The 25,350-nt window shown below is 73.5% G+C and carries 24 protein-coding genes; 14 read left to right on the top strand and 10 right to left on the bottom strand.

Annotated features, from left to right (window positions below):
* The first annotated feature begins 28 nt into the window (after positions 1–28).
* The 3 genes from FB388_RS26110 to FB388_RS26120 are packed head-to-tail and all read left to right on the top strand — an operon-like array spanning position 29 to position 1,589.
* A complete protein-coding gene (locus tag FB388_RS26110) occupies positions 29–373 on the top strand; it encodes a YbaB/EbfC family nucleoid-associated protein (protein ID WP_142104793.1) in 345 nt (114 codons plus the stop codon).
* Positions 373–669: a hypothetical protein gene (locus FB388_RS26115; protein ID WP_142104794.1), complete on the top strand. Its 297-nt coding sequence runs from the start codon at positions 373–375 to the stop codon at positions 667–669. The genes FB388_RS26110 and FB388_RS26115 overlap by 1 nt, the downstream gene beginning before the upstream one ends.
* Entirely contained in the window at positions 666–1,589 is a 924-nt protein-coding gene (locus FB388_RS26120; protein ID WP_142104795.1) for a WXG100-like domain-containing protein, read from the top strand. Before FB388_RS26115 ends, FB388_RS26120 begins: the two co-directional genes overlap by 4 nt.
* Positions 1,590–1,592: 3 nt before the next feature.
* Here the strand turns inward: FB388_RS26120 and FB388_RS26125 are convergent, their stop codons facing one another.
* A complete protein-coding gene (locus tag FB388_RS26125) occupies positions 1,593–3,002 on the bottom strand; it encodes a vWA domain-containing protein (RefSeq protein WP_142104796.1) in 1,410 nt (469 codons plus the stop codon).
* Positions 3,003–3,095: 93 nt separating this feature from the next.
* Between FB388_RS26125 and FB388_RS26130 the strand changes: the two genes are divergently transcribed.
* Entirely contained in the window at positions 3,096–3,950 is an 855-nt protein-coding gene (locus tag FB388_RS26130; protein ID WP_142104797.1) for a TauD/TfdA family dioxygenase, read from the top strand.
* 21 nt (positions 3,951–3,971) lie between these two features.
* On the opposite strand, the gene FB388_RS26135 is transcribed toward FB388_RS26130, so the two are convergent.
* Positions 3,972–4,559: a TetR/AcrR family transcriptional regulator gene (locus FB388_RS26135; RefSeq protein ID WP_142104798.1), complete on the bottom strand. Its 588-nt coding sequence runs from the start codon at positions 4,557–4,559 to the stop codon at positions 3,972–3,974.
* Positions 4,560–4,678: 119 nt separating this feature from the next.
* Here FB388_RS26135 and FB388_RS26140 point away from each other — a divergent pair, with 119 nt between their 5' ends.
* The 5 genes from FB388_RS26140 to add are packed head-to-tail and all read left to right on the top strand — an operon-like array spanning position 4,679 to position 9,001.
* Positions 4,679–5,470, top strand: a complete 792-nt coding sequence (locus tag FB388_RS26140; RefSeq protein WP_142104799.1) for an ABC transporter ATP-binding protein — start codon at positions 4,679–4,681, stop codon at positions 5,468–5,470.
* Complete coding sequence (locus tag FB388_RS26145; protein ID WP_142104800.1) at positions 5,467–6,210, top strand: ABC transporter permease; 744 nt, start codon at positions 5,467–5,469, stop codon at positions 6,208–6,210. The genes FB388_RS26140 and FB388_RS26145 overlap by 4 nt, the downstream gene beginning before the upstream one ends.
* Positions 6,207–6,944: an ABC transporter permease gene (locus FB388_RS26150; RefSeq protein ID WP_142104801.1), complete on the top strand. Its 738-nt coding sequence runs from the start codon at positions 6,207–6,209 to the stop codon at positions 6,942–6,944. The genes FB388_RS26145 and FB388_RS26150 overlap by 4 nt, the downstream gene beginning before the upstream one ends.
* 21 nt (positions 6,945–6,965) lie before the next feature.
* Positions 6,966–8,015 (top strand): ABC transporter substrate-binding protein, encoded by a 1,050-nt coding sequence (locus FB388_RS26155; RefSeq protein ID WP_142104802.1) that lies wholly within the window; start codon positions 6,966–6,968, stop codon positions 8,013–8,015.
* Positions 8,015–9,001, top strand: a complete 987-nt coding sequence (add, locus tag FB388_RS26160) for an adenosine deaminase (RefSeq protein WP_142104803.1) — start codon at positions 8,015–8,017, stop codon at positions 8,999–9,001. The genes FB388_RS26155 and add overlap by 1 nt, the downstream gene beginning before the upstream one ends.
* A gap of 379 nt (positions 9,002–9,380) precedes the next feature.
* Here add and FB388_RS26165 read toward each other — a convergent pair whose 3' ends face one another.
* The 3 genes from FB388_RS26165 to FB388_RS26175 form a co-directional block, all read right to left on the bottom strand.
* On the bottom strand, positions 9,381–10,238 hold the full coding sequence (locus FB388_RS26165) for a phytanoyl-CoA dioxygenase family protein (RefSeq protein WP_142104804.1): 858 nt from the start codon (positions 10,236–10,238) through the stop codon (positions 9,381–9,383).
* A gap of 125 nt (positions 10,239–10,363) precedes the next feature.
* Positions 10,364–11,239, bottom strand: a complete 876-nt coding sequence (locus FB388_RS26170; protein ID WP_142104805.1) for an AAA family ATPase — start codon at positions 11,237–11,239, stop codon at positions 10,364–10,366.
* A 253-nt stretch (positions 11,240–11,492) separates the two neighbouring features.
* Positions 11,493–12,689, bottom strand: a complete 1,197-nt coding sequence (locus tag FB388_RS26175) for an MFS transporter (RefSeq protein WP_246122599.1) — start codon at positions 12,687–12,689, stop codon at positions 11,493–11,495.
* A gap of 330 nt (positions 12,690–13,019) precedes the next feature.
* Here FB388_RS26175 and FB388_RS26180 point away from each other — a divergent pair, with 330 nt between their 5' ends.
* Positions 13,020–15,107, top strand: coding sequence for a RecQ family ATP-dependent DNA helicase (locus FB388_RS26180; protein WP_142104807.1), 2,088 nt, complete (start codon positions 13,020–13,022; stop codon positions 15,105–15,107).
* A gap of 307 nt (positions 15,108–15,414) precedes the next feature.
* Here FB388_RS26180 and FB388_RS26190 read toward each other — a convergent pair whose 3' ends face one another.
* Positions 15,415–15,981, bottom strand: a complete 567-nt coding sequence (locus FB388_RS26190; RefSeq protein WP_142104808.1) for a hypothetical protein — start codon at positions 15,979–15,981, stop codon at positions 15,415–15,417.
* A gap of 84 nt (positions 15,982–16,065) precedes the next feature.
* Between FB388_RS26190 and FB388_RS26195 the strand changes: the two genes are divergently transcribed.
* The gene (locus tag FB388_RS26195; RefSeq protein WP_211362222.1) at positions 16,066–16,395 is read left to right on the top strand and encodes a winged helix-turn-helix transcriptional regulator; all 330 of its coding nucleotides are present in this window, start codon (positions 16,066–16,068) and stop codon (positions 16,393–16,395) included.
* Positions 16,396–17,049: 654 nt separating this feature from the next.
* On the opposite strand, the gene FB388_RS26200 is transcribed toward FB388_RS26195, so the two are convergent.
* Positions 17,050–17,757: a GntR family transcriptional regulator gene (locus FB388_RS26200; RefSeq protein ID WP_142104809.1), complete on the bottom strand. Its 708-nt coding sequence runs from the start codon at positions 17,755–17,757 to the stop codon at positions 17,050–17,052.
* 82 nt (positions 17,758–17,839) lie between these two features.
* On the opposite strand from FB388_RS26200, the gene manD reads away from it, so the two are divergent.
* From manD to FB388_RS26215, 3 genes are read left to right on the top strand one after another with little or no spacing between them, the layout of a single operon-like run.
* Positions 17,840–19,051, top strand: a complete 1,212-nt coding sequence (gene manD / locus FB388_RS26205; RefSeq protein WP_142104810.1) for a D-mannonate dehydratase ManD — start codon at positions 17,840–17,842, stop codon at positions 19,049–19,051.
* 27 nt (positions 19,052–19,078) lie between these two features.
* Positions 19,079–20,416: an MFS transporter gene (locus tag FB388_RS26210; RefSeq protein ID WP_142104811.1), complete on the top strand. Its 1,338-nt coding sequence runs from the start codon at positions 19,079–19,081 to the stop codon at positions 20,414–20,416.
* Positions 20,413–21,438, top strand: a complete 1,026-nt coding sequence (locus tag FB388_RS26215) for an L-idonate 5-dehydrogenase (RefSeq protein ID WP_142104812.1) — start codon at positions 20,413–20,415, stop codon at positions 21,436–21,438. The genes FB388_RS26210 and FB388_RS26215 overlap by 4 nt, the downstream gene beginning before the upstream one ends.
* On the opposite strand, the gene fxlM is transcribed toward FB388_RS26215, so the two are convergent.
* The 3 genes from fxlM to obgE are packed head-to-tail and all read right to left on the bottom strand — an operon-like array spanning position 21,422 to position 25,296.
* On the bottom strand, positions 21,422–22,648 hold the full coding sequence (fxlM, locus tag FB388_RS26220) for a methyltransferase, FxLD system (RefSeq protein ID WP_246122416.1): 1,227 nt from the start codon (positions 22,646–22,648) through the stop codon (positions 21,422–21,424). The genes FB388_RS26215 and fxlM overlap by 17 nt on opposite strands.
* A gap of 60 nt (positions 22,649–22,708) precedes the next feature.
* Positions 22,709–23,833 (bottom strand): glutamate 5-kinase, encoded by a 1,125-nt coding sequence (gene proB / locus FB388_RS26225; protein ID WP_142104813.1) that lies wholly within the window; start codon positions 23,831–23,833, stop codon positions 22,709–22,711.
* The gene (obgE, locus tag FB388_RS26230) at positions 23,830–25,296 is read right to left on the bottom strand and encodes a GTPase ObgE (protein ID WP_142104814.1); all 1,467 of its coding nucleotides are present in this window, start codon (positions 25,294–25,296) and stop codon (positions 23,830–23,832) included. The genes proB and obgE overlap by 4 nt, the downstream gene beginning before the upstream one ends.
* Between the last annotated feature and the right edge of the window lie 54 nt (positions 25,297–25,350).

Consider the following 25,350-nt stretch of genomic DNA (forward strand, 5'->3'; position numbering starts at 1 on the left):
AAGGGGTCGGCCGCCTACCGTCCGCCCCATGGATGGACGCGAGTGGCTCGCCGGCTACCAGGACCGCCTCCAGGACATCCGGGCGCGGGCGGCCCGGGCCGAGCGCGCGTTGGCCGCCGTGGCCGGCAGGGCGACGAGCCGGGACGGCGCGGTCACGGTCACGGTCGACCAGGCAGGCGCGCTGCAGCACCTGGAACTCACCGAGCACGCCGAGGTCCTCTCCCGCAAGGAGCTGGCGGCCACCGTGCTCGACACCGCCCGGCAGGCGCGGCGGGAGGCCGCTGCGCAGGCCGAGGCCGCGCTGGTGCCCGTCTTCGGCGAGCGCAGCGCGGCCATGGAGGAGTTCCGCCGGCTCGCGGTACCGGAGCGGTGATGGACGGCTTCCGGTTCGACGACGGGGTCCTGTCCCGCCACGGGCAGGAGGTCGATGCGCTCACCGCCCGGCTGCGCAACGCCTCGGGCGCGGGTTCACCGCTGGGGCTCGAGGCGTACGGGGTGATCGGGCAGGTGTTCGCGGCGGCGGCCGTCGACGCCACGGCAACCGCGTCGCGGTCGGTCGCCGAGCTCGCGGAGGGCGGTCGGGCGATCGGCGACGGCGTGCGGGCCGTCGTCCGCGACTACCAGGAGGCCGAACGGCGGGTCGCGGCACCGTTCGGTCCGGGTCGATGAGCGAGCAGCCGGGCGCCAATCCGCTCGTGGTGGCGCCCGAGAACGAGGACGCCCAGCCCCTCGACAACTTCGAGGGCGCCGGGTTCGTCTCGAGCTGGGCGGACGTGCAATCCGCCGTCTCCGCCGACCACGTCGACCCGCTCCAGGTGGCCTACACCGCGGCCGGGGCGGGCCTCGACACGCTCGGTGCGATCGAGAACCCGCTCGACGCGCTGCTCTCGGCGGGAGTCGGCTGGATCATCGAGCACGTCTGGTTCCTGCACGAGCCGCTCGACGCGCTCGCGGGCGATCCGACGCAGATCACCGCGCAGGCGCAGACGTGGCACAACGTCGGCCGCGAGCTCACCTCCGTCGCGCAGGACCACCGCGCGGCGGCAGCGGCGCTCAGCACCTGGGAGGGCATGGCGGGCGACGGCTACCGCGGTGCCGTCGACCGGTTCAGCGGGGCGCTCGACCAGGCCGGGCGGGACGCCACCCAGCTCGCCGACCTGATCCTCACCACCGGCGCCCACGTGGGCACGGTGCGAGCCCTGGTCCGCGACGCGATCGCCGAGTTCGTGAGCACCGCGATCCAGTACCTGGTCGCCGCGGCCATCGGGGCGTTCGCCACGGTGGGCGGCACGCTCGGCGCCGCGGCGGCGCGGATCGTCGTCATGGCGGTCGACCTCGCCAACAACATCTCGCGGAGGATCCGGCAACTGCTCGACGCGATGACCCTCGCGGGTGGAACGGCCGCCCAGATCAGTGGCGCGATCCAGCAGACCGCAGGCGCGGTGCGGGACACCACCACGGCGATCCAGGCGGCGCGGCCCACGATCGAGAAGGTCAACGGCGCCGCCGACGACCTGCGGGCCGGCGAGCTGGTCGAGGCCGGCAAGCAGCTCACCGCGGCCGAGCAGCAGCAGCGGACCTGGGGCTGATCCTCACACGGGTAGCAGGGCCTCCACGACGTCGGCGAGCTGCGCCGCGGTGCGGCACTCGTGCATCGGCAGGATGTCGGCGTAGCGGAGCGCGGCGGAGTCGCCGCTGCCCCACTGCCGCCGCGGCTCGGGGTTGAGCCAGTGCGCGTGCCGGACCTGCCCGACCAGCCGCTTCAGCACGTTCAGGTTCGGGTTGCGGTAGTTGGTGCGCCCGTCGCCCAGCACGAGCAGGGAGGTCCTCGGGCCGACGGCGTCGCCCCAGTGCTCGGCGAAGCTGCCGAACGAGCCGCCGTAGTCGCTGTGCCCGTCGAACGCGACGAGGTCGGCCTCACGCAGCACCCGCTGCATCACCCCGGACAGCTCAGCCCCCGGTTCGAACAGGTGCGTGACCTCGTCCGCCCGCTCCACGAACGCGAACACCCGCACCTTGCTGAACTGCTCGCGCAGCGCCTGCACCAGCAGCAGCGTGAAGTGGCTGAACCCGGCGACCGACCCGGAGACGTCGCACAGCACCACCAGCTCCGGCCGCCCCGGCCGGCGTCTGCGGTGGGCCGGGCGCATCGGCACGCCGCCGGTGGACATCGAGCGCCGCAGCGTGCGTCGCATGTCCAGCTCGCCGCGCTTGGCGTGCCGGCGGCGCACCGCGAGCCGGGACGCCAGCCGTCGGGCCAGCGGGTGCACCGTGCGCCGCAGCCCGGCCAGCTGCTCGGCGTGGGCGGAGAGGAACTCGACCTGCTCGACCGGCGTCGGCACCGCTGAGCGCGCAACCTGCTCGCGGCCCCGGATCTCCGCCGTGCGCCTGCGCACCTCGTCGGTGACCATCCTCCGGAACGCGGCGATGCGTTCGCGGACGTCCCGGCGGAGCACCTCGTCCGCGAAGTCGTCGCCGGCCTGCAGGTCGGCGAGGATCTGCGCCAGGAGCGTCTCCGGGGAGAGCGCGCGCAGCGCCTGGTAGGACGACCAACCGGGTTGCGCCGCCGCGCCACGCACCCCGGTGCCCGCCGCACCGGAACGCCCCAGCGCGTCGACGGCGGCACGGGCCAGCTCGGCGAGGGCGGCCGGGTCGCCGTCGCGCAGCAGGTCGGCGAGCACGGCGCGCAGCGCGTCGACGTCCACCGGGCCGCCGTCGGCCCGGGGCACCTCGACGGGACGGGCCCCGGCGCCGAGCGCGGCCGGGAAGTAGAGGTCGAACAGCGGGTCGAAGACCTCGCGCTGCCCGGACCGGCGCAGCAGCGCGGCCGCGAGGCCTTCCCGCAGGTGCTCGCGGCGGGTGAGGTCGATGGCGGTGAGCACCCGCGCGGCGTCGACCGTCTCCCCCGGCCCGACCGAGACCCCGTGCCGGCGCAGCGCTCCGACGAAGTCGACCAGGTGCCCCGGCAGGCCGTGCTCGGGGACGGTCAGCACCGGCTCCACCCGGCCATCATGCCGCGTCACGACGGTAACGCCAGGGCAACGCGGCGGCCCTAGAGTCTCTTGAACCGCTTGGTTCAACGACAGGAGCGCGCCATGCAGTTGAGTTCCGGCCTCGCCGAGGCCTGCGTCGTGCCCCGCCGGGTGTCGTCCCCGGAGGAGGCCCGTGAGGTCGTGGACGCCGAGGGCGCCGCGATCGTGAGCGGCATCGCCGACGAGGAAGGCGCCATCGCGTTCGGCAGGGCGATGCTGGGTGCGGATCTGCGGCGCATCGGCCGGCAGATCGAGGTCACGAGGAAGCGGGGTGAGGAGGAGAGCGCGAAGGTCGCGCAGCAGCCGGCCGACGCCCGCGGCCGCAAGCGCAGGTTCGTCACCGACACGTCGCTCCCGATGCCCGCGCACAACGACGGGTTCGCCTTCGGCGACTTCGCGCCGGACCGGCTGTTCCTGTTCAGCGAGCGCCCTGCCGCCACCGGCGGCGAGTCGTTCCTGATCGACGGCGTCGCCGTTCTCGACGTCCTCGAGCGCGACCCGGCGAACGCGCAGATGGTCGAGTTCTGCCGCACCGTCGACATCGACCACTCCGAGCCGAACTTCCCGCAGGGCACGTACTCGTCGATCCTGCGCACGACGCCCGCCGGGCGCCCGCAGGTGCGCCACCACCCCTACCTCGCGCCGGTCGCGGGGCCGGACGAGGAGGCGCAGTGGCCGTTCGTCAGGCACTGGACCGCCGCGGTGACCGCGGCGCGGGACACCGGCCCCCGGTTCCGCCTGGAGGCGGGCGAGATGGCGTGCGTCGACAACTACCGGCTCTTCCACGGCCGCCACGGCCACACCGACCCGGCGCGCACGCTCTACTCGATCTGGGGCTGGAGCAGCGCCGCCGTGGCCGTGCCGGCCGGTGAGCTGGACATCGTGATGCCGAAGGCGCCTGCTCAGCTGGCGGGCTGAGCGGAGCTTGCGGAGCGAACATCAACGCTGAGCGGCTGCTCTGCAGCGCTCCGCGAAGGCGGCCGCGGTGCCGGCGTAGCTGGCCGCCACCGCGTCCGCGTCGCCGGTGGAGAGCAGGTCGAACTGCAGCCCGCGCCAGACGGCGACGATCTCCCTGGCGAGTGCGGCCGCCTCCGCGGCGGGGATGCCCTCGGCGTGCAGCGCCTTGGCGACCTGGTTGGTCCAGTCGTGCCCGACGCGGGCGAGGAAGTCGTCGAACCGGCCGGGGTTGTGCACGGCCTGGCCGAAGACCTCGAAGAACAGCTGCAGGAACGGGAGGTTCTCCCGTTCCGCGACGCCCCGCCAGGCCGCGAGCAGCCGGTCGACGAGCGGGACAGCCGGGTCGTCGAGGGCCGCCATGCCGGCGGTGAACGCGGGGAACCGCTGCGCCGCTTCCGCCAGGGCCTGCCCGATCAGCTGCTCCTTCGAGCCGAAGTAGTACAGCAACATGCGGTTGTTCGTGCCGATCGCGGCGCCGAGGCCGCGCAGCGTCATCCCGGCGATGCCGTGCTCGAGGACGTAGTCGGCGATGAGCCGGAGCAGCCGGTCCCGCTCCGGTTCGCCACCCATGGCGCAGCACGGTAGCCCAGCGCCGAGGCGTTACGTGCGGGCGCCGCGTGCGCAACACGGCAGCAACCAGTGCTCCATAGCGTGACGTGAACCGCGCGATTCACCCACGGAGCCGCTGCATGCTCACCCGCCCCAGCACCACCACCGCGATCGCCCTCACCGGCGTCGTCAAGGAGTTCCCACTGCGCCGGGGCGAGACGGTGCGGGCCCTCGATCACCTCGACCTCGAGATCGGCCACGGCGAGTTCGTGGCGCTGCTGGGGCCGTCGGGCTGCGGGAAGTCCACGGTGCTGCGCCTGGTCGCGGGTCTCGAGGGGGCCACGGAGGGTGAGGTCGCCGTGGAGGGCGCAGGCCCGGCGGACCTGATCCGCAGCCATCGCCTCGGCGTGGCGTTCCAGGAGCACGCCCTCCTGCCGTGGGCCACGGCCCGCGACAACGTCGCGCTCCCCTACCGCGTGGCGGGCCGCCCCGTCGACCACGAGCGCGTCGCCGCGCTGCTCGCCCTCGTCGGGCTCGCGGGGTTCGAGTCGGCGCGGCCGCGGCAGCTGTCCGGCGGGATGCGCCAGCGCGTCGCCATCGCCCGCGCGCTCGCGCTGGAACCCGACGTCCTGCTGCTCGACGAGCCGTTCGGCGCCCTCGATGCGGTCACGCGGAGGCGGATGAACCTCGAGCTCGCCCGCATCTGGGCGGAGCAGCGGATCACGACCCTGCTCGTCACCCACGACGTCGACGAGGCCGTGCTGCTCGCCGACCGCGTCGTCGTCATGACCGGGCGACCGGGCCGCGTGCGGTACGTCCAGGAGATCGCGATCCCGCGGCCGCGGGGCACCGAGGTCACCCGCGACCCCGGGTTCCACGAGATCGTCGACGAGCTCACCGCGCTGCTCGACGACTCCGAGGTGGGGCCGTGAGAGCCGCCGACCGGGGCCTCGCCACGGCCGGTGCGCTCGCGGTGCTCGTGCTGGCCGAGTTGATCGGGCGGACCGGGCTCGGCGGGGTCGGATGGCCGCCGATCAGCGAGGTGCTGCTCTACCTCACCGAGCCGTCGGCCCGGCAGCTGCTGGGCAGGGCGCTCGCCGCCACCGGGGCGGCCGCAGGCGCAGGCTTCGTGCTCGGCACGATCGTCGCGCTGCTGGTCACGGCAATGGGTGCGCTGCTCCCGAGCGCGGCGCCCGGCCTGGACCGGCTGGCCGCCGTGGTCCACGCGGTGCCGCTCATCGCCATCGGCCCGCTGCTGATCACCATCGCCGGCCGGGACGCCACCCCGACGCTGGTGGCCGCGCTCGCCGCCGGGTTCGCGGTGTTCGTCGCGGCCACGTCCGCGCTCGCGGCGACGAATGCCGCCCAGCGCGACGTGTTCTCCGTTCTCGGCGCGGGGCGGCTGGTCACGCTCCTGCGGCTGCAGCTGCCGGCGGGCGTGCCGCTGATCGTCGACGGGCTCACCCTCGCCGCCCCGGCCGCGGTGCTCGGCGCCGTGATCGGCGAGTGGTTCGGAGCACGCCGCGGCATCGGCGTGCTCCTGGTGAGCTCGATGCAGAACCTGCAGGTCGAGCAGCTGTGGGCGGCGGCGCTCACCTCGGCCGCGGTATCGCTGCTCGCCTACGTGCTGCTCGTGGCGCTGCGCGGCGTGGTGAACCGGAGGTTCTCGTGAGCGCCGCGCTCTCCCGCTACTGGACGGTGTTCGCGCTGCTCGTCGCCTGGCAGCTGTACTCGTCGCTGTCAGGCCTCAACCGGATCGTCGTGCCCGGGCCCGTCAGCGTGTTCGGCGACGTCGTCACGAACGTCGGGGTCTACCTGCCCGATCTCGCCTGGACTCTCGGAATGGCCGCGGCCGGGCTCGCGGTGGGCATGGCAACGGGTACCGCGCTCGCGGTGGCGGTCTGGTCGTCGCGGGTCGTGTCCGGGATGATGACGCCGCTCGCGCTGATCATGCGCTCGGTGCCGGTGGTCGCGATGATCCCGGTGCTGGCCAGGGTGTTCGGCTACGGCTGGACCACCGTGCTGGTGATCACGAGTGTCGTCTCGTTCTTCCCGGCGTTCGTGCTGGTCGGCGCCCGCCTGCGGGACGCGCCGCCTGCCACGTCCGACCTCATGGCCGTGCTCGGCGCCTCCCGCGGCACGCTGCTGCGGCGCCTGCTCCTCCCGCACGCGGTGCCCGGCCTGCTCGTGGCGTTCCGGCTGACGGCGTCCACCGCCGTGCTCGGCGCGATGCTCGCCGAGTACCTGATGGGCGGCCGCGGCCTCGGCACGCTGTTCGCCCAGTCGGTCAGCTTCTACGAGGTCGACCGGGCGTGGGGCACCGCGCTCGTCGCGACCGCCGTCTCCGTCGCCTGCTTCGTGGCCGCCCGTGCCGTCGAGCGCTGGGGCGTCGCCCGGTTCACCTGATCCCACCCCGAGGAGATCACCATGTCCGACTGGTCCCGCCGCCGGTTCCTGCAGACGGCCGGCCTCGCAGGCCTCGGCCTCACCGCCGCGTGCGGTGCAGGCGGCCCCACCCCGGCCGGAGGCGGCGCGACCACCTCCCTGCGCGTCGCGCTCGGCTGGATCAGCAACGTCGAGTTCGCCGGCTTCTGGATCGCCGACGACCGCGGCTACTACGCGGAGGAGGGCCTCGAGGTCGAGTTCCTCCCGGGCGGCCCCAACGCCCCGCGGACCGCGCAGACCCTCGCGGCCGGGGGCGCCGAGATCGCCATCCCGGTGGCGATGCAGGAGTTCCTCTCGGCCGTGAACGACGGCAACGACTTCGTCGCGTACGGGGCGATGTTCCAGAACTCGCCCGCGGCGTGGCTGTCCCTCGCGCAGCGGCCGGTCCGCACCGCGCAGGACGCCGTCGGCGCCCGGGTGCTCGGGCAGCAGGGCGTTCAGCCCTACGTCGAGGCGGCGATGCGGCTGGCCGGGGTGCCGGTGGAGTACGAGTTCATCCCGGTCGGCTACGAGCCGAGCCCACTCGTGGAGGGGCAGGGCGAGGTCTACACCTGCTTCGCAACCAACCAGCCGATCATGCTGGAGCAGCAGGGCATGGTCGCCGACCGCGACTTCGTCGTGACGACCTACGAGCAGCTCGGCCTCCCGCAGTACGCGAGCCTGCTGTGCAGCCAGCGCTCATGGCTGGAAGCCAACCGGCCCGTCGTCGAGCGGTTCATGCGCGCCACGATCCGCGGCTGGCAGGACAACGCGGCCGACCCGTCCGTCGCGGCGCGGCTCGCCGTCGAGAACTACGGCGCCGACCTCGGCCTCGACCTCAGCCAACAGACCCGCGAGAACGAGCTGCAGATCCCGTACACGCAGAGCGAGCTGACGCAGGCGAGCGGCCTCTTCCGCATCGACCCCGAGCGGATCTCCGGCCCGATGTACACGGCCTACGCCGCCGCGGGCGTCTCCCCACTTCCGGACGTTTCCCGCATCATCGACACAGGCGTGCTCGACGCCGTCTTCCAGGGAAGGTCGACCATCTGATGCCCCGCGATCTCCGGCAGCTCCCGAAGGCCCACCTGCATCTGCACCTGGAGGGCGCGATGCGGCCCTCCACGCTCGCCGAGCTGGCAGCGGAGGCCGGGGTTGCCACTCCCCCCGTCCGGGGCTACACGTCGTTCGGCGAGTTCGGGATGCAGTACCGCGCCGCCTCTGCGCTCATCGAGACCGAGGAGCACCTGCGCCGCGTGGTCCGCGAGGTGGTCGACGACGCGGCAGACGACGGCGCGGTCTGGGTGGAGCCGCATTTCTACCCGCCCCGCTACGCCGGGCAGCTCGGCGCCGTCGAGGAGGTGCTGGAGATCGTCATCGACGAGGGCGAGCGCGCCGCCGCCGCTCGCGGCATCGGGTGCGGGTGGATCGTGTCCGCCCTCCGCGACTTCGAGGTGGACCAGGCCGTCGACCTGGCCCGGCTCGCCGCCAAGTACGCCGGGTCCGGGGTGGTGGCGTTCGGGCTCGCCGCCGACGAGGCGCTCTTCCCGCCGGAGCCCTTCGCGGAGGCGTTCGCCATCGCCCGCGACGCAGGGCTCATCTCCGCTCCGCACGCGGGCGAGCTCGCCGGGCCCGCCAGCGTCTACGGCGCGCTCGACGCGCTGGGCGCCCGGCGCATCTGCCACGGCGTCCGGGCGCTGGAGGACCCGGCGCTGGTGGAGCGGCTCGTCGCCGACGAGGTGGTGCTCGACGTCTGCCCCACGTCCAACGTGATGCTCGCCGTGGTGCCCTCGATCGAGGAGCACCCCCTCGTGCAGCTGCTCGAGGCGGGCGTGCGCTGCTCGCTGAACGGCGACGACCCGCTGCTGTTCGGCCCCGGCCTGCTCGCCGAGTACGAGCTGGTGCGCGACACGATGGGCCTTTCCGACGAGCAGTTGGCGCAGCTGGCGAGGTCGAGCCTGGTGGGCTCGGGCGCTCCGCACGAGCTGGTCGCCGACGCCGCGGACCAGGTGGAGGACTGGCTCACCGCAACGGCCTGATCGACTCGCCGTCCCGCCAGAGACGGCCCACGCACCCGGTCGATCGCCCTGCCGACAGCACTTCACAAACCCAGTGGCCACTTCACACAGGGCCGGCCTTGTGTGAAGTCCGTGCTGGGTTTGTGAAGTCAGCTGTGCGGCGTCACGGTCGGCGTGATCGACCGTCGAACCGGCCTTCGGTGGTGCCGCGCGCCCTGAGGGCAGGCCTTTGGCCTGCCCGTGTGGTCTGCCTTCAGGGCCGCAGAGGCTCACGGTCAAGGGTCGCGCAGCGATCGCGAAGCGACGCCGCAGGCGCCCTTGAGGCGTGAGGAGCGGCCCCGCACAATGCGCGGCGCCACCGAAGGCCCTGACCCACGAGCAATCGCGGAGCGTCGGATCATCAGCGGGCCGCGTTCTTCACGAAGCCCGTCTCCCGGTCCATGAGCGCCCTGTCCCCACCGTGCCACCCACCCCGGACATGCCGCCGCATCGTGTCGTCGTCCGTCGCGCGGGCGGCGGAGTGCCAGAGGTAGGCGTCGTGCAGGATCACGTCGCCGCGCTCGACGTACACCGGGATCTCGCCGCGGATCTTCTCGAAGCCCAGCGGCATCGGCGCGGGCGGCGGGACGTCGGTGTAGCCACGGGAGGGCGGCGTGCCGTCCGGCACGGCGGCGTTGTTGATGTTCTCGAACGGCGAGGCCGTGGCCCACAGGTGGCTCCCGGGCACCACCCGCAGGAAGCCGTTGGCCGGGCTGGTGCCGTCGATGTGGATCGTGAACGCGGTGCCCGGCCAGATGTCCAGGTGCGGGACGGCCTGCCAGTCGGCGTGCCAGCCGATCCGCGTGTAGCCGGACTCGCGGCCGGGCCGGGCGTCCTGGTAGACGACCCCGTTCCGCCCCGGCCAGAAGTCCGTGCCGAGGATCCGCCCCACGAGCTCGACGAGGGCGGGCGTTGCGAGGGTGGTGCCGATCGTCGGCGCGAGCTCCTCGACGTGCTCGACGTAGTTGACGAACCGCTCCGCTTTCAGCTCGTCGTCGAGGTACTTCGTCGATCCGTACCGCGGATCGAGGTCCCCGCCCAGCACGCCGCGCTGCGCGGCGACGCACTCCGCCTCCATCGCGTCGATCAGCTCCGGCGCCACGAGGTCGCGCAGCACGACGAAGCCCCAGCGGCGGTAGAAGGCCTCGGCCGCGTCCGGGCCGTCGGTGGGGGTGAAGACGCCGAGGTCGGCGAAGGCGGTCGGGTCGAGATCGGGCACGGTGACTCCTCCGGTTGAACCGAGCGGTTCACCTAGTGTCGCGCGCTCAGGGCCGCTCGGAGTTACGCGTGGGTGAAAATCGGCCTCATCGATCCCGGCCGCGGTGTTCGGAAACGGCAGTGGTGCTAGTCGAGCTTCAGTTCCCTCACCGCGCGGTCGACGTCGGACCGGTGCTTGAGCACCACCCCGAGGGTGGCGCGCACGGCGTCTGCGTCGAGGGTGTCCATGCCGAGCGCGAGCAGCGTGCGTCCCCAGTCGATCGTCTCGGCGACGGAGGGCGACTTGCGCAGCTCCAGCCCGCGCAGCACGCGGACCGTGCGCACGAGCGCGTCGACCAGCGCCTCGGGCAGCTCCGGTACGCGGCTCAGCACGATGCGCCGCTCCAGGTCGGCGTCGGGGAAGTCGAGGTGCAGGAACAGGCAGCGCCGCTTCAGCGCCTCGGACAGCTCACGCGTCGAGTTGGACGTGAGCACCACGAACGGCCGCCGGGAGGCGTGGACGGTGCCCATCTCCGGCACCGTCACCTGGTAGTCCGAGAGCACCTCCAGCAGCAGGCCCTCGACCTCGACGTCGGCCTTGTCGATCTCGTCGACCAGCAGCACGGTCGGTTCGGTGCGCCGGATGGCTGTGAGGAGCGGCCGGGGTAGCAGGAACTCCTCGGAGAACACGTCGTCGCGGGTCTCGTCCCAGGACTCGCGCCCCTGGCCCGCTGTGATGCGCAGCAGCTGCTTGGCGTGGTTCCACTCGTAGAGCGCCCGGGCCTCGTCGATGCCCTCGTAGCACTGCAGGCGCACCAGGCCGGAGCCGGTGGCCTCGGCGACGGCCTTCGCCAGCTCGGTCTTGCCAACACCCGCCGGTCCCTCGACGAGGAGCGGCTTGCCGAGCCGGTCGGCGAGGAAGACGGTGGTGGCGACGGCCGTGGACGCGAGGTAGCCGACACCGGCCAGGCGCTCGGCGACCTCGTCGACCGAGCCGAAGAGCGCGGGCTGCGGCAGAGTCACCCCGCCATCGTGCCCGTGGGGTACGTGGACGTCACGCGGTGCGGCGCCCGCTCCACTCGTCGACCCCGAGGAAGAACGCCCACTCCATGTGTTCGGAACAGGCCGCTACCGGCCCGGAGCCGTCGTCCGATGCGACCACGACGACGGCCTCCCTCGTGCATCGGGTGCATCGCCGCACCGCCAAGGGCCATAGGGGGCTGCTCATGCCGACCGGATTCCCCGTCCGGGTGACTCCACACGTTCCCGGTGCCTGTCAGTTGCGTTCGCGTACGGCTTCCGTGTCCCGGGTGGCCAGTACGAACAGTCCCGTGATCATCACCATCGCCAGCCCGCTCACCCAGAGCGGCGCGCGCAGGTCCGACGCCGCCGCGAGTCCGCCGCCCGCGAGTGCGCCGAGCGGCGCCGCCGTCATCGAGAGCGTCCGGCTCGCCGCGTTGACGCGACCCAGCACGGCGGCCGGCACGAGCCGCTGCCGGATCGTCACCGACAGCACGTTCCACAGGGCGAACGAGAAGCTGGTGGTGCTGAGCACGACGGCCGCGAGCACCGGTGTGGGGAACGCAGCGAGCACGAAGTTGCCCACCGCGGCCACGGCGAGCGCGGTGACCTGGAGCGCGCGCTGCGGGTACCGGCGCACGAGCGGGGCGGTGAGCATCGCCCCCACGATCCCGCCGACCGCGCCACCGGCCAGTATCAGCCCGAACACCGTCTCGGAAGTGCCCATGGGGCCGACGGCGAGCAGGACGAGCAGCCCCTCCCACGTCTGGGTGAAGAACGTGAGACCCGCGCCGGTCAGGATGATCGTGCGGACGAACCGGGCGCCGAGCAGCCAGCGCATCCCCTCGGCGGCCTCCCGCAGTACGGCAGCGGGGGTGGGGCGGCCCTCGACCACGGGCGCGGGCGTGCGCAACCCCGCGACGAGCACCCCAGCGAGGAGCAGCGCAGCCGCGCTCACCGCGAACGGCAGCGACGCCGCTGCGGCGAACATGACCCCGCCGACCGCCGGCCCGACGAGGTCCTGCCCGAGCCGCTCCACGCTCACGAGCGCGCTGTTGGCCCGCTCCAGGTCGGCGTCGTCCACGACGCGCGGGATCAACGACTGGCTCGCGTTGTCGTACGCGGCCTCGCCCACGCCGAGCAGGAACGCGACGACGTAGAGCAGCACCATCGACCGCACGTCGAGCAGGAGCGCGAGCGTGAGCGCACCGAACAGCACGCCCCGCGACACCGCAGCCCCGAGCACGAACAGTTCGGGCCGGCTGCGGTCGACGAGAGCGCCGATGGGCAGGCCGAGCAGCATCCACGGGACGTACGCGACGGCCGTGAGCCCGGCGACGAGCAAGGCGTCCTGGGTGATCGCAGCGGCCAGCAGCGGCAGCGCGACCTGCCGGACACCGTCACCCAGGTTGGCGAGCCCCGACGCCGCGACGACGCGGCGGTAGACGGTGATGGTTCCCCCCGAGCAGCGAGCACGGCGCCCGCCGTGCGGACGCCGTGCTCGGTGTGTGCGCCGGGCTCCTAGTGGAAGGTCACCCGGGTGCCCGCGAAGGTCACCCTCGTCCCCGCGAACGTGACCCGCGTGCCGAACGTCGACGTGCTCGTGTCGTTCATCTGATCCCCCGATCAGGGCCGAACCCCCGCCGGCCCTTGCTCCGAAGCTAGCAGCGGCCATCCGCCGTCGGAAGGAGCGGAACCGGACAGGAAGGGACCGGAAACCGGACATCGTCGGTCGGCGCGGGCCGCCGGACGGACTGTCGGGCCCCTCGGTCACCATGGGTGCATGACCTCCACCGTCAGCTCGGACCTGCGCGAGCGCGCCGAGGCCGTGCTCGCCACGCTCGCCGGCCCGGGCGCACGGCTGCGAGAGGACCAGTGGACGGCCATCCACGCGCTCGTGGCCGAGCGCAGGCGAGCGCTCGTCGTGCAGCGCACCGGTTGGGGCAAGTCGGCGGTCTACTTCGTGGCCACGGCGCTGTTGCGGGCCGACGGCGCGGGGCCCACGGTGATCGTGTCGCCGCTGCTCGCGCTCATGCGCAACCAGATCGACGCCGCCGCGCGGGCCGGCATCCACGCCGCCACCGTCAACTCGGCCAACACCGGCGACTGGGAACGCACCTACGCCGCGGTCGCGTCCGGTGAGGTCGACGTGCTGCTGGTGAGCCCGGAGCGCCTCAACAACCCCGACTTCCGCGACCGCGTGCTGCCGCAGCTCACGGCCACAGCCGGCATGCTGGTCGTCGACGAGGCCCACTGCGTCTCCGACTGGGGCCACGACTTCCGCCCCGACTACCGGCGCCTGCGCACGCTCATCTCCGAGCTGCCCGCGGGTATCCCGGTGCTCGCCACCACGGCCACCGCCAACGACCGGGTGGTCGTCGACGTCACCGAGCAGCTGGGGCTCGCATCCGGCGAGCCGCTGGTCCTGCGCGGTTCGCTCGACCGGGAGAGCCTGCGGCTGTCCGTCGTCCGGCTGGCCACGCCCGCGCAGCGGCTCGGCTGGCTCGCCGACCACCTCGACGCGCTGCCGGGCGCCGGGATCATCTACACGCTCACGATCGCGGCCGCCGAGGAGGTGGCCGACTTCCTGCGCGAACGCGGCCACCCGGTGGCGTCCTACACCGGCAAGACCGACCCGCAGGAGCGGCTCGCGGCCGAGGCCGACCTGCTCGACAACCGCGTCAAGGCGCTCGTGGCCACCAGCGCGCTCGGGATGGGGTTCGACAAGCCCGACCTCGGGTTCGTGGTGCACCTCGGGGCGCCCGCGTCGCCGGTGGCCTACTACCAGCAGATCGGCCGTGCCGGGCGCGCGGTGGAGCGGGCCGAGGTCGTGCTGCTGCCGGGCCGGGAGGACCGCGACATCTGGGCCTACTTCGCCTCGCTCGCGTTCCCGCCCGAACCGCTCGTGCGCCAGACACTCGCCGTGCTCGGGGACGATGCGATGTCCACCGCGGCCGTCGAGACGCGCGTCGACCTGTCCCGCACCCGCCTGGAGATGCTGCTCAAGGTGCTCGACAGCGATGGCGCCGTGCGCCGCGTCAAGGGCGGATGGGTGGCAACCGGCGAGGAATGGGTCTACGACCGGGAGCGCCACCAGCGCATCGCCGAGGCCCGCCGCGCCGAGCAGCAGGCGATGCTCGACTACATCGACACCACCGGCTGCCGCATGCAGTTCCTGCGCCGGCAGCTCGACGACCCGGCATCCGAACGCTGCGGCCGCTGCGACACGTGCACCACCCCCGCATGGAGCACCGACGTCGACCAGGACGCGGCCGCGGCGGCGCAGGAACGCATCAACCGGCCCGGGGTCGAGGTCGCGCCGCGCAAGCAGTGGCCGAGCGGCATGGCCGAGCTGGGCGTCGGGGCGTCGGGCCGGATCCCCGCGACCGAGCTCGCCGAGCCGGGCCGGGTGATCGGCCGCCTGTCCGACATCGGCTGGGGCACGCGGCTGCGCGAGCTGGTCGACGGCGACGACGCGCCCGTCCCCGGCGACGTGCTCGACGCCTGTGTGCGCGTGCTCGCCGGGTGGGGGTGGGAGCAGCGCCCGGTCGGCGTGGTCGGCATCGGCTCCCGCACCCGGCCACACCAGCTGGACCACCTCGCCCGGCGGATCGCCGAGATCGGGCGCCTGCCCCTGCTCGGCACCCTCACCCCGGCCGGCCCGCGGCCCGAGGCACACGCCAACAGCCCGCAAAGGCTCGCGGCGCTGTGGTCGGCGTTCGAGCCACCGGCGTTCCCGGTGCCGAACGCGCCGGTCCTGCTGGTGGACGACGTGATCGACAGCGGCTGGACGGCCACGGTCGCCGCCCGCCTGCTGCGCCGCGCGGGGGCGTCGGCGGTGCTGCCGTTCGCGCTGGCCCAGCGCGGCTGAGCCGGCACGCCGGCTCGCGCCGTCCTCGAGCCACCCGGCGGTGTCAGCAGGGGATCTCGGCCCACGGCGCCGGTTCGACGGCAGCGAGGTGCCAGCGGCCGAGGTTCGCGGTGAGGAGGGGCACGTGCTGCTCGCCGACACCCCGGACGCGCAGACCGCGCCGGTCGCGCTGTCCTACTTCGCCGGGAACCGGCGCAACTCCGACCCCGGAGTCACGGCGGCCGCGGCGTCCTCGTCGCGCTGCCGGTGCTCGTGGCCTACGTCGCAGCTCAGCGCAAGTTCGCCGCCGGGCTCTTCGCGGGCGGCATCAAGGAGTGAGGTTCCTGCCCCCGAGGATGCGCACGAGGCACACCACGTGCAGGACGAGCGTGAGGGGCACCCCGAAGGTCGGGATCAGGCTCATCGGCAGTTGTGACATCGGCTCCATCCCGCTGTCGCTGGTGACGCCGAGCGTGACGGCCAGCACGAGGTCCGTGATGCCCAGTGCCGTCCATCCGACGTAGCCGCGGCGCGCCCACCGCCCACCTCCGACGAGGTACAGGGCGACGAGCGGCGCGCTGAGACCGATCAGCATGTCGCCGATCCCCGCCGGCAGCGCGAACCGTGCGGGCAGCAGCCCCTCGGCCCACAGGGCGAGGATGGAGAAGCCGGCCACGCGCCACGCCTGCAGCAGGGTGAGGAACCGCAGGTCGAGGCCGCGAACCCAGGTCCGGAACCGGCCCGGCACGAGCCCCGCCGCCAACGCGATCAGGGGCGGCAAGCCCGCTGCGAGACCGAGAGCGACGGGTGCGGCACCGGGCGGCTCGACGAACACGCCCGCCGCCCCGGCGACGAAGGCTGCGACCAACCACGCGACGACGACCACGACGACCACGGCATCCCCCAGTGACTTGTAAGTTGCAAGTGACTGTAGGGAGCGAGACTTGTAACATGCAAGTCACTACCGGGGAGGAGCCTCGTGACCCGCCGATCCGACTGCGCCATCGCCGGCACCCTCGACGTCCTGGGCGATCGGTGGTCGCTGCTCGTCGTGCGGGACCTGCTGTTCAGCGGCACCCTGCGCTACGGGGACCTGGCCGCGTCACCCGAGGGCATCCCGACGAACACGCTCGCTGACCGGCTGCGGAAGCTGGAGGACGCCGGCATCGTCGCCAAGGAGCGCTACCAGGAGCGGCCACCCCGGTACGCCTACCGGCTCACCGACCGGGGACGGATGCTGGCTCCGGTGCTGGACGCGATGGCGACGTGGGGCACCGCGCACCTACCCGGGACGCGGCGACTGGGGTGACGGGCGTGCGCCCACCCCCACCAGGCCTTCGTGGCGCCGCGCACCATCCAGGCCGACCCCTCACCAGGCCTTCGGTGGCGCCGCGCATCATGCGGGGCCGCCCCTCACGCCTCAAGGGCGCTCCGCGTCGCTGCCGCGATCGCTACGCGACCCTTGACCCGCGAGCCTCTACGACCCCTGAAGGCCCGCTTCGCGGGCAGGCCCACGGGCCAGCCCCTTCGGCGCGCGGCGCCACCGAAGGCGGTCTCACCTCCATGATCGAGGCTTCCCTCCCACACAGAAACGGGCAAAACGGCCGAGGAAGTCGGCCACACACCGACTTCGGTCCTCACACACCGACTGCAATCGGTGTGTCAGCGCAGAAGTCGGTGTGCGAGCGCAGGAAGATGCCCGACACCGGCCTCCTGGCGGCGCCGCGCGCCCAAAGGGCAGGCCCTTGGGCCTGCCCGCGAAGCATGCCCGGAGGGGCCGCAGAGGCTCACAGATCAAGGGGCGCGCAGCGCTCGCGAAGCGACGCCGCAGGCGCCCTTGAGCTGTGAGGGGCGGCCCCGCACAATGCGCGGCGCCGCCAGGAGGCCCGTCAGGGGGCCCGGAACCGATCGCCAGCAGCGGCGCGAGAAGCGTGCTGCTCAGACGATCAACCGCTGCGGCCGCCTACTCCCACACCACCACGTTGCGCCGCACCGGCACCGAGTCCGCGTTGCGGGCGAAGAGCTCCGGCGAGCGTTGCCGGATGCGCTCGACGTCGTCGAACACCGCCCGCAGGTGGGCGCGCATCGCTTTCCTCGCTGCAGCGACGTTGCCCGCGAGCACGGCGTCGAAGATCTCGACGTGCTGGTCGGTGAAGGCGGGGGGCGCCGTGGCCTGCAGGCCCAACCGGCGGGCGCGGTCGAGGTGGCCCTTTGCCGACACGACGGTCGCCCACGCGTTGCCGTGCCCGGCGAGGCACAGTAGCGCGTGGTGGAAGGTTTCGTCGAGCGCGAAGAACTCCTCGACGTCGAGGCCGCGGCGCCGCTGCTGGGCGAGGTTCTCGCGGAGCTCGTCGACGATGCCGGGGTCCAGCTGCTGGGGCAGGTCCTCCAGTGATGCCAGCTCGACGGCCTCGCGGAGGAACTGCGCGTCGGCCACCCGGGCCGGATCGACGCGGGAGACGAACGACCCGACCTGCGGGAAGACCTGCACCAGGCCCTCCTCCGCGAGGAGGATCAGGCTCTCGCGCACCGGCGTGCGGCTGACCCCGAGCTGCGCGGCGAGCTCGTTCTCCGACAGCGCGGAGCCCGGCGGGAACTCGCACGTCAGGACCTTGCGCCGCAGGGTCTCGTAGACCGTTCTGCGGCTGGTCCGCCGGGTCGGCTGCGCCACCACGCCAGCCTACCGACCCTTGCACCTTCTTCGCGACATCTGCTTGTATACCAGTACTGCGCGACAAGGAGGTTGTGGAACCGTGAGCCGGATCGAACGGGCCGAGGTGTTCGTAGCCTCGCCGGGGCGGAATTTCGTGACGCTCCGCATCACCACCTCGGACGGCGTGACCGGCCTCGGCGACGCCACGCTGAACGGCCGCGAGCTGGCCGTCGCGTCCTACCTGCGCGACCACCTGGTCCCGCTGCTGATCGACCGCGACCCGGCCCGCATCGAGGACATGTGGCAGTTCCTCTACAAGGGCGCCTACTGGCGGCGCGGCCCCGTCACGATGACCGCCATCTCCGCCGTCGACACCGCACTGTGGGACATCAAGGGCAAGGTCGCGGGCCTGCCGGTGTACCAGCTGCTGGGCGGGCGCTCCCGCCACGGCGTCACCGTGTACGCGCACGCGAGCGGCGCCGACGTGCCCTCGTTGCTCGACGACGTCGAGCGCTTCCTGGAGCTGGGCTACCGCGCCGTGCGGGCGCAGGCCGCCGTGCCCGAGGTCGGCGGCACCTACGGCGTGCGCAAGGGCGCGGGGATCTACGAGCCCGCCTCGACGGCGCTGCCCGACGAGCAGCCATGGGACACCGATGCCTACCTCGGCTTCGCGCCGACCTACCTGGAGGCGGTGCGGGAGCGCTTCGGGTTCGGCTTCCACCTGCTGCACGACGTGCACCACCGGCTCACCCCGATCGAGGCGGCGCAGTTCGGCAAGCGCGTGGAGGGGTGCCGGCTGTTCTGGATGGAGGACCCGACGCCCGCGGAGAACCAGGAGGCGTTCCGGCTGATCCGCCGGCACACCACCACCCCGATCGCCGTCGGCGAGGTGTTCAGCTCCATCTGGGACGTCCAGCAGCTGATCACCGAGCAGCTGATCGACTACGTGCGCACCACCGTCGTGCACGCGGGCGGCATCACCCACCTGCGGCGGATCTTCGACCTCGCGGCGCTCTACCAGGTGCGCACCGGCTCGCACGGCGCAACCGACCTCTCCCCCGTCACGCTGGCCGCCGCGGTGCACCTGGACACCGCGGTGCCCAACTTCGGCATCCAGGAGTACATGCCGCACGCGCCGGAGACCCTCGAGGTCTTCCGCTCCGGTGTGCGGTTCGCCGACGGGATGCTCGTCCCGTCCGAGGAGCCCGGCCTGGGTGTCGAGTACGACGCCGAGGCGGCCGCCCGGTTCCCGTACCAGCCGCGCTACCTGCCCGTCGCCCGCCGCCTCGACGGCTCCGTGCACGACTGGTAGCCCGTCCCACGAACAACGGAGATCCCCATGACCGGAACCGTCACACGGACGACCCGGGACCTGGCCAAGGCCGCGACGTCCGGCTGGCTCGGCACGGCGATGGAGTTCATGGACTTCCAGCTGTACTCGCTGGCGGCCGCCATCGTCTTCAACCAGCTCTTCTTCCCGGACGTCAGCCCGGCGATCGGGCTCATCGCGGCGATGGCCACCTACGGCGTCGGGTACGTCGCGCGGCTGGCGGGCGCGATCTACTTCGGGCGGATGGGCGACCGCATCGGGCGCAAGCGGGTGCTGTACCTGACGATCCTGCTGATGGGCGCGTCCACCACGCTGATCGGCGTCCTGCCGACGTACGCCCAGATCGGCATCCTCGCGCCGATCCTGCTGGTCGCGCTGCGGTTGGTACAGGGCTTCGGGGCCGGCGCGGAGATCGCGGGCGCCACCGTGATGCTCGCCGAGTACGCGCCGGTTCCCCGTCGCGGCCTGATCGCCTCGCTGGTGTCGCTGGGCACCAACTCCGGCACGCTCGCCGCGTCCGCGCTCTGGGCGTTCCTGCTGGCCGCCCTGTCGGAGGAGCAGCTGCTCGAGTGGGGCTGGCGCCTGCCGTTCCTCCTCAGCTTCGTGCTGATGATCTTCGCGGTGTGGCTGCGGCGGAGCCTCAAGGAGAGCCCGGTGTTCGAGGGGCGCGCTGACGTCGTCGACGGTCGCGCGCTCAGCCGTGCCGAGGCGGAGGGCAGCGTGCTGGAGGCGGGCCTGCACCAGCGCAAGGGCAAGGCGTTCTTCCTCGCGCTGGGCCTGCGGTTCGGCCAGGCCGGCAACTCGGGCCTCGTCCAGACGTTCCTCGTCGGCTACATCGCCACCACGCTGCTCGTCGACCGGTCCGTGCCGACCGACGCCATCGTCTACGGCTCGCTGCTCGGCTTCGCGACGGTGCCGATCGTGGGTCTGCTCGGCGATCGGTTCGGCCGTCGCCCGATGTACATCGCGCTCTCCGTCCTGACCGTCGTGCTCGCGTTCCCGCTGCTCCTGCTGATCACCAGCGGCAGCACGGTCGCGCTGGTGATCGGCATGATCCTCGCGCTCAACATCGGGGTGCTGGGCCTGTTCTCGCTGGAGAGCGTCACGATGGCCGAGCTCTTCGGGGCGCGCACGCGGTTCACGCAGCTCGCGCTGGCCAAGGAGATCGGCGGGATCCTGGCCACGGCGATCGGACCGGTCGTCGCGGCCACGCTCACCGCGGTGACCGGCAGCTGGTGGCCGATCGCGGCCATGCTGGTGGCCTACTCGCTGATCACCCTCGTCGCCACCGTGCTCTCCCCCGAGACGCGCGGGCGCGACCTCGTGGCGCTGGAGGATGCCGCATGAAAGCCGTGGTCGTGCATGCCGCCGGGGACGTCCGGATCGACGAGCACCCGGACCCCCGGCCCGGGCCGGGCGAGGTGCTGCTCGCGATGGAGTGGGGCGGCATCTGCGGCTCCGACATCTCCTACTTCCGCCACGGCTCGACCGGCACCGCCGTGCTGCGCCACCCCCTCGTGCTCGGGCACGAGGTGGCGGGGCGGGTCGCGGCGGTCGGGCCGGGCGTGGCGGGGATCTCCGAGGGGGACGCCGCCACCGTCCACCCGGCCACGCTCGTCGGCGACCCGCGCGTGCCCGACCGGATCGCGGGACGCACCAACCTGCACCCGTGCGTGCGCTACTTGGGCTCGGCCGCCCTGGACCCGCATACCGACGGCGGGTTCAGCGAGTACCGGGTGGTCCGCGCCGACCAGATCCGGGCCCTGCCCGACGGCGTGAGCACCGAGCACGGCGCGCTGGCCGAGCCGCTCGGCGTCGCGCTGCACGCCGTGCACCGCGCGGGCGACGTCCGGGGCAGGACGGTGCTGGTCAACGGGGCGGGGCCGATCGGCTCGCTCGTGGTGGCGGCCGCGAAGCACCGGGGAGCGGCGGCCGTGCTGGCCTCCGACGTCGCGGCGCCCGCGCTGGCGGTGGCCTCCCCGATGGGCGCCGACACGACCATCGACCTCACCGACGGCACCCTCCCCGATGACGTGGAGATCGTGTTCGAGGCCTCCGGCGCAGCGGCGGCGATCGGCCCGGTGCTGCGGGCCACCGCTCGCGGCGGCACGCTCGTGCAGGTCGGCAACCTGCCCGGAAGCGCGGTGTCGGCGGTGCTGGGCGACCTGGTGACCCGGGAGATCAGCTGGGTGGGCTCCTACCGGTTCGTCGACGAGATCGACGACGCGCTGCTCGCCATGCGCGACGGCCTGGACGTCTCCCCCGTGATCACCCACCGGTTCCCGCTCGCCCAGGCGGAGGAGGCCCTCCTCACCGCGGCGGACCGCACCACCGGCAGCAGCAAGGTTCTCCTCAACCTGACGGGATAGCGCTGCCGGGGGGTTCGGCCAGCACGCGGCAGTGCTTCTTCACGATCACCTGCGCGGCCGGCGGGGTGGGGACGTCCGCTCCGGTCGGCACCACCGTGAGCCGCCACTCGGCGGCGCCGGGCCGGCCGGCCGCGACCCAACGGTCCAGCGCGGCCAGCAGGCGGTCGCCGAGCGCGGCACCGCCCGGGCCGAACTCGCGCACGGCCACCGCCCCGGGCGCAGGTCCCGGCGACCCGACCGCCACGACGGCGGCCGCCCCCTCCGCATCCGCCAACGCCACCGTCCCGCCTGCGGAGCCGAGCGGGAGCAGGTCGTCGGGCAGCTCGGTCTCCGGCTCCACCGCCAGCAGCCGGCACGTGCCCGGCTCGGTCAGGGCGAGCCACAGGCCGAACCCGTCCCAGACGTCCGGCGCGCCCAGCGGCACCGGCGCGGGCCGCCGCCGGCGCGGGTCGGCGAGGACCCGGGCGAGCGCCGCAACGTTCGGCTCCGGCAGGTCGTCCGGTGTCTGGAGCGCGACGCCCAGCCCGACGACCGCCCGGCTCCCGTCCGCGCTCGCGGCGGCGCCGCGCAGGCGGATGAACGCGCAGCTGCGCACCGAGTCGCAGCGCAGCACCCCGTCGGGGCCGAGGTCCAGCGCCACCGACAGCTGGCTGCCGCGCACCGCGAGCGGCAGCAGCAGCCGCCCACCCGGCGCGAGCTGGGCCACCCAGTCGGGCTGCACGTCATCGCTTCCGACGGTCAGCACGATCCGGTCGTACGGCGCGTTGGGCGGGTAGCCGAGGGCGCCGTCGGCCGCCAGCAGCTCCACGCCGTGCACCCCGGCGGAGGCGAGGTGCACGGCGGCCAGGTCGACCAGCTCCTCGTCGATGTCGACGGCGGTGACCGCACCCGCCGGGCCCACGATCCGCGACATCAGCGCGGCGTTGTACCCCGTGCCGGCTCCGATCTCGAGCACCCGGTGACCGGGCCGCAGGTCCAGCTGCTCGAGCATGATCGCCATCATCGAGGGCTGCGACGCCGAGCTGGTGGCCACACCCCCGGTGAACTGCACGGCGACCGCCTCGTCGGCATAGGCGTCGGCCACCGGGAGCCCCGGCAGGAACAGGTGGCGCGGAACGGTGCGGAACGCCTCCTCGACGGCGGCCGAACGCACCCGACCCGCGCCCCGCAGGGCGTCGACCATCCGGGTGCGAGCCCGATCGGCATCCACTCCGGCCAGTCTGGTGCCCAGCGGCGAACCCCGCCAATCCGGCAGTTCCCGGTGGCCGGCTCAGGGGCCGGTGAGGGGCACCAGGTCGTCGGCGTGGACGACCTCACGACGCTGCTCGGGGGCGAGGTCGCGGGTGCGGCGGCCGATCAGCTCCGGCAGCTCGGCGGCGTCGAAGCCCACGACCCCACGGGCGACGACCACGCCGTGAGGGCCGACGAGGTCGACGACGTCACCCGCGACGAAGTCGCCCGAGATGCCGTGGATGCCGGCCGCGAGCAACGAGCGCCTGCGGTCGATCACCGCGGCCACGGCGCCCGCGTCGAGGTCGAGCGCGCCGCGCACGTCGGCTGCGTGCCGCAGCCAGAACCGGCGGGCCGACATGCGCCGGCCGGACGGCCGGAACGCGGTGCCGACCTTCGGGCCCGTCTCCGCGACGTCGAGCGCCGCGCCGACGTCCTCGGCCGAGGCGAGCAGCACCGGGATGCCGGCGGCCGCGGCCATCGCGGCCGCTGTGACCTTGGTGGCCATGCCCCCGGTACCGAGCGAGTCGGCCCGGGCGCTCGCCACCTGCACCGCTTCCAGGTCGGCCGGGGCCTCCACCTCGGACAGCAGGCGGGAGCCGGGGCGGCGCGGGTCGCCGTCGTAGAGGCCGTCGACGTCGGAGAGCAGCACGAGGCCCTCGGCGCCGACCAGGTGCGCCACCAGCGCGGCGAGCCGGTCGTTGTCACCCACGCGGATCTCGTCGGTTGCCACCGTGTCGTTCTCGTTCACGACCGGCAGCACGCCGAGCCCGAGCAGTCGCTCCAGGGTGCGCTGGGCGTTGCGGTAGTGCGCGCGGCGGATCATGTCGTCGGCGGTGAGCAGGACCTGCCCGATCTGCTGCCCGTGCCGGCCGAACGCTGCGGCGTACGCCTCGGCCAGCAGCAGCTGTCCCACGGACGCTGCGGCCTGCTGGGTGGCGAGGTCGCGCGGACGGCGGGTGAGCCCGAGCGGGGCGAGCCCGGCCGCGATCGCACCCGACGAGACCAGCACGACCTGGCTACCGGCGACCCGGCGCGCGGCGAGGACGTCGACGAGGGCCTGGAGCCGGGCCGGGTCGAGTCCCCCGTCGAGGCTGGTGAGGGACGACGAACCGACCTTGACGACGATGCGCCGCGCCGCGGCGATCTGCGCCCGTGCAGTCACTCGCCTTCGTCCTCCGCCGGCCACAGCTCCTCGTCGGTGTGGTGCCTGCGGCGTTCCGCCTTCGCCGCTTTGCGTTCGGCCGCCGAGATGCGGTTGCTCTGCTCCAGGCGCCGGTCCGTGCCGCGGCCGGACATCATCACGGCAACACCGGACGGCGTGCTCGGCTCCCAGTCGAACGTGACGTCGCCGATCGTCACCGGGCAGCCCGGCTGCGCGCCGGCGTCGGCGAGGGCGTCCTCGACGCCGAGCCGGGCCAGCCGGTCGGCGAGGTAGCCCACGGCCTCGTCGTTCTCGAACGCGGTCTGCCGGATCCAGCGCTCGGGCCGGGCGCCGCGGACGATGAAGCCGCCCGGCAGCTCGGGGTCGGGCTCGACCGTGAAGCCGGCGTCGTCCACGGCCTGGGGGCGCAGCACGATCCGCGTGGGCTCGGCCACCGGCTGCGCGGCCCGGTGGGCATGCACCTGCTCGGCCATCCCGAACGCGAGCTCCCGCAGCCCCGCGCGGGACGCGGTGGAGATCGGGAAGACCCGCCAGCCGTAACGCTCCTCGAGATCGGCCTTGACCATCTCGGCCATCTCGGCGGCGTCCGGCACGTCGACCTTGTTGAGCGCGATGAGCCGCGGCCGGTCGGCCAGCTCGCCGCCCAGGGCGGGCGTGTAGCGGGCCAGCTCGTCCTCGAGGGCCTGCACGTCCGATACCGGGTCCCGGCCGGGCTCGTACGTCGCGCAGTCGACGACGTGCACCAGCACGGAGCAGCGCTCGATGTGGCGCAGGAAGTCCAGGCCGAGACCGCGGCCCTCCGAGGCGCCGGGGATGAGGCCCGGCACGTCGGCGACGGTGAACGTCTCCTCGCCCGCGGTGACCACGCCGAGCTGCGGCACGAGCGTGGTGAACGGGTAGTCGGCGATCTTCGGCCGCGCCGCGGACAGCGCCGCCACCAGCGACGACTTCCCGGCCGACGGGAAGCCGACCAGCCCGACGTCGGCCATGGAGCGCAGCTCGAGCACCAGGTCGCGGGTCTCCCCCGGCTCGCCGAGCAGCGCGAACCCGGGCGCCTTGCGCGCCGATGAGGCGAGCGCGGCGTTGCCGAGGCCACCCCGCCCGCCTGCGGCGGCGACGAACCGGGTGCCGGCGCCGACCAGATCGGCGATGATCTCGCCGTTCGGGTCGAACACGACCGTGCCGTCGGGAACCCGCAGCTCCAGGTCCTCCGCGTTGGCGCCCGCCTTGAACCCACCCTGCCCCTGCTTGCCGTTGCGGGCAGCGGCGTGCGGGCGGTGGTGGAAGTCGAGCAGCGTGTGCACGCCCGGGTCGACGACCAGCACGACCGAGCCGCCGCGCCCGCCGTTACCGCCGTCGGGACCGCCGAGCGGCTTGAACTTCTCCCGGTGCACGGAGGCGCAGCCGTTGCCGCCCGCGCCCGCCGTGGCGTGAATCACCACGCGGTCCACGAACCTCGACATCGACTCTCCTCACACGACAACGGCGGGCCACCACTCGGGCGGCCCGCCGTTGTC

The organism is Pseudonocardia cypriaca, assembly GCF_006717045.1.
In the GTDB taxonomy this organism is placed as follows: Bacteria; Actinomycetota; Actinomycetes; order Mycobacteriales; family Pseudonocardiaceae; genus Pseudonocardia; species Pseudonocardia cypriaca.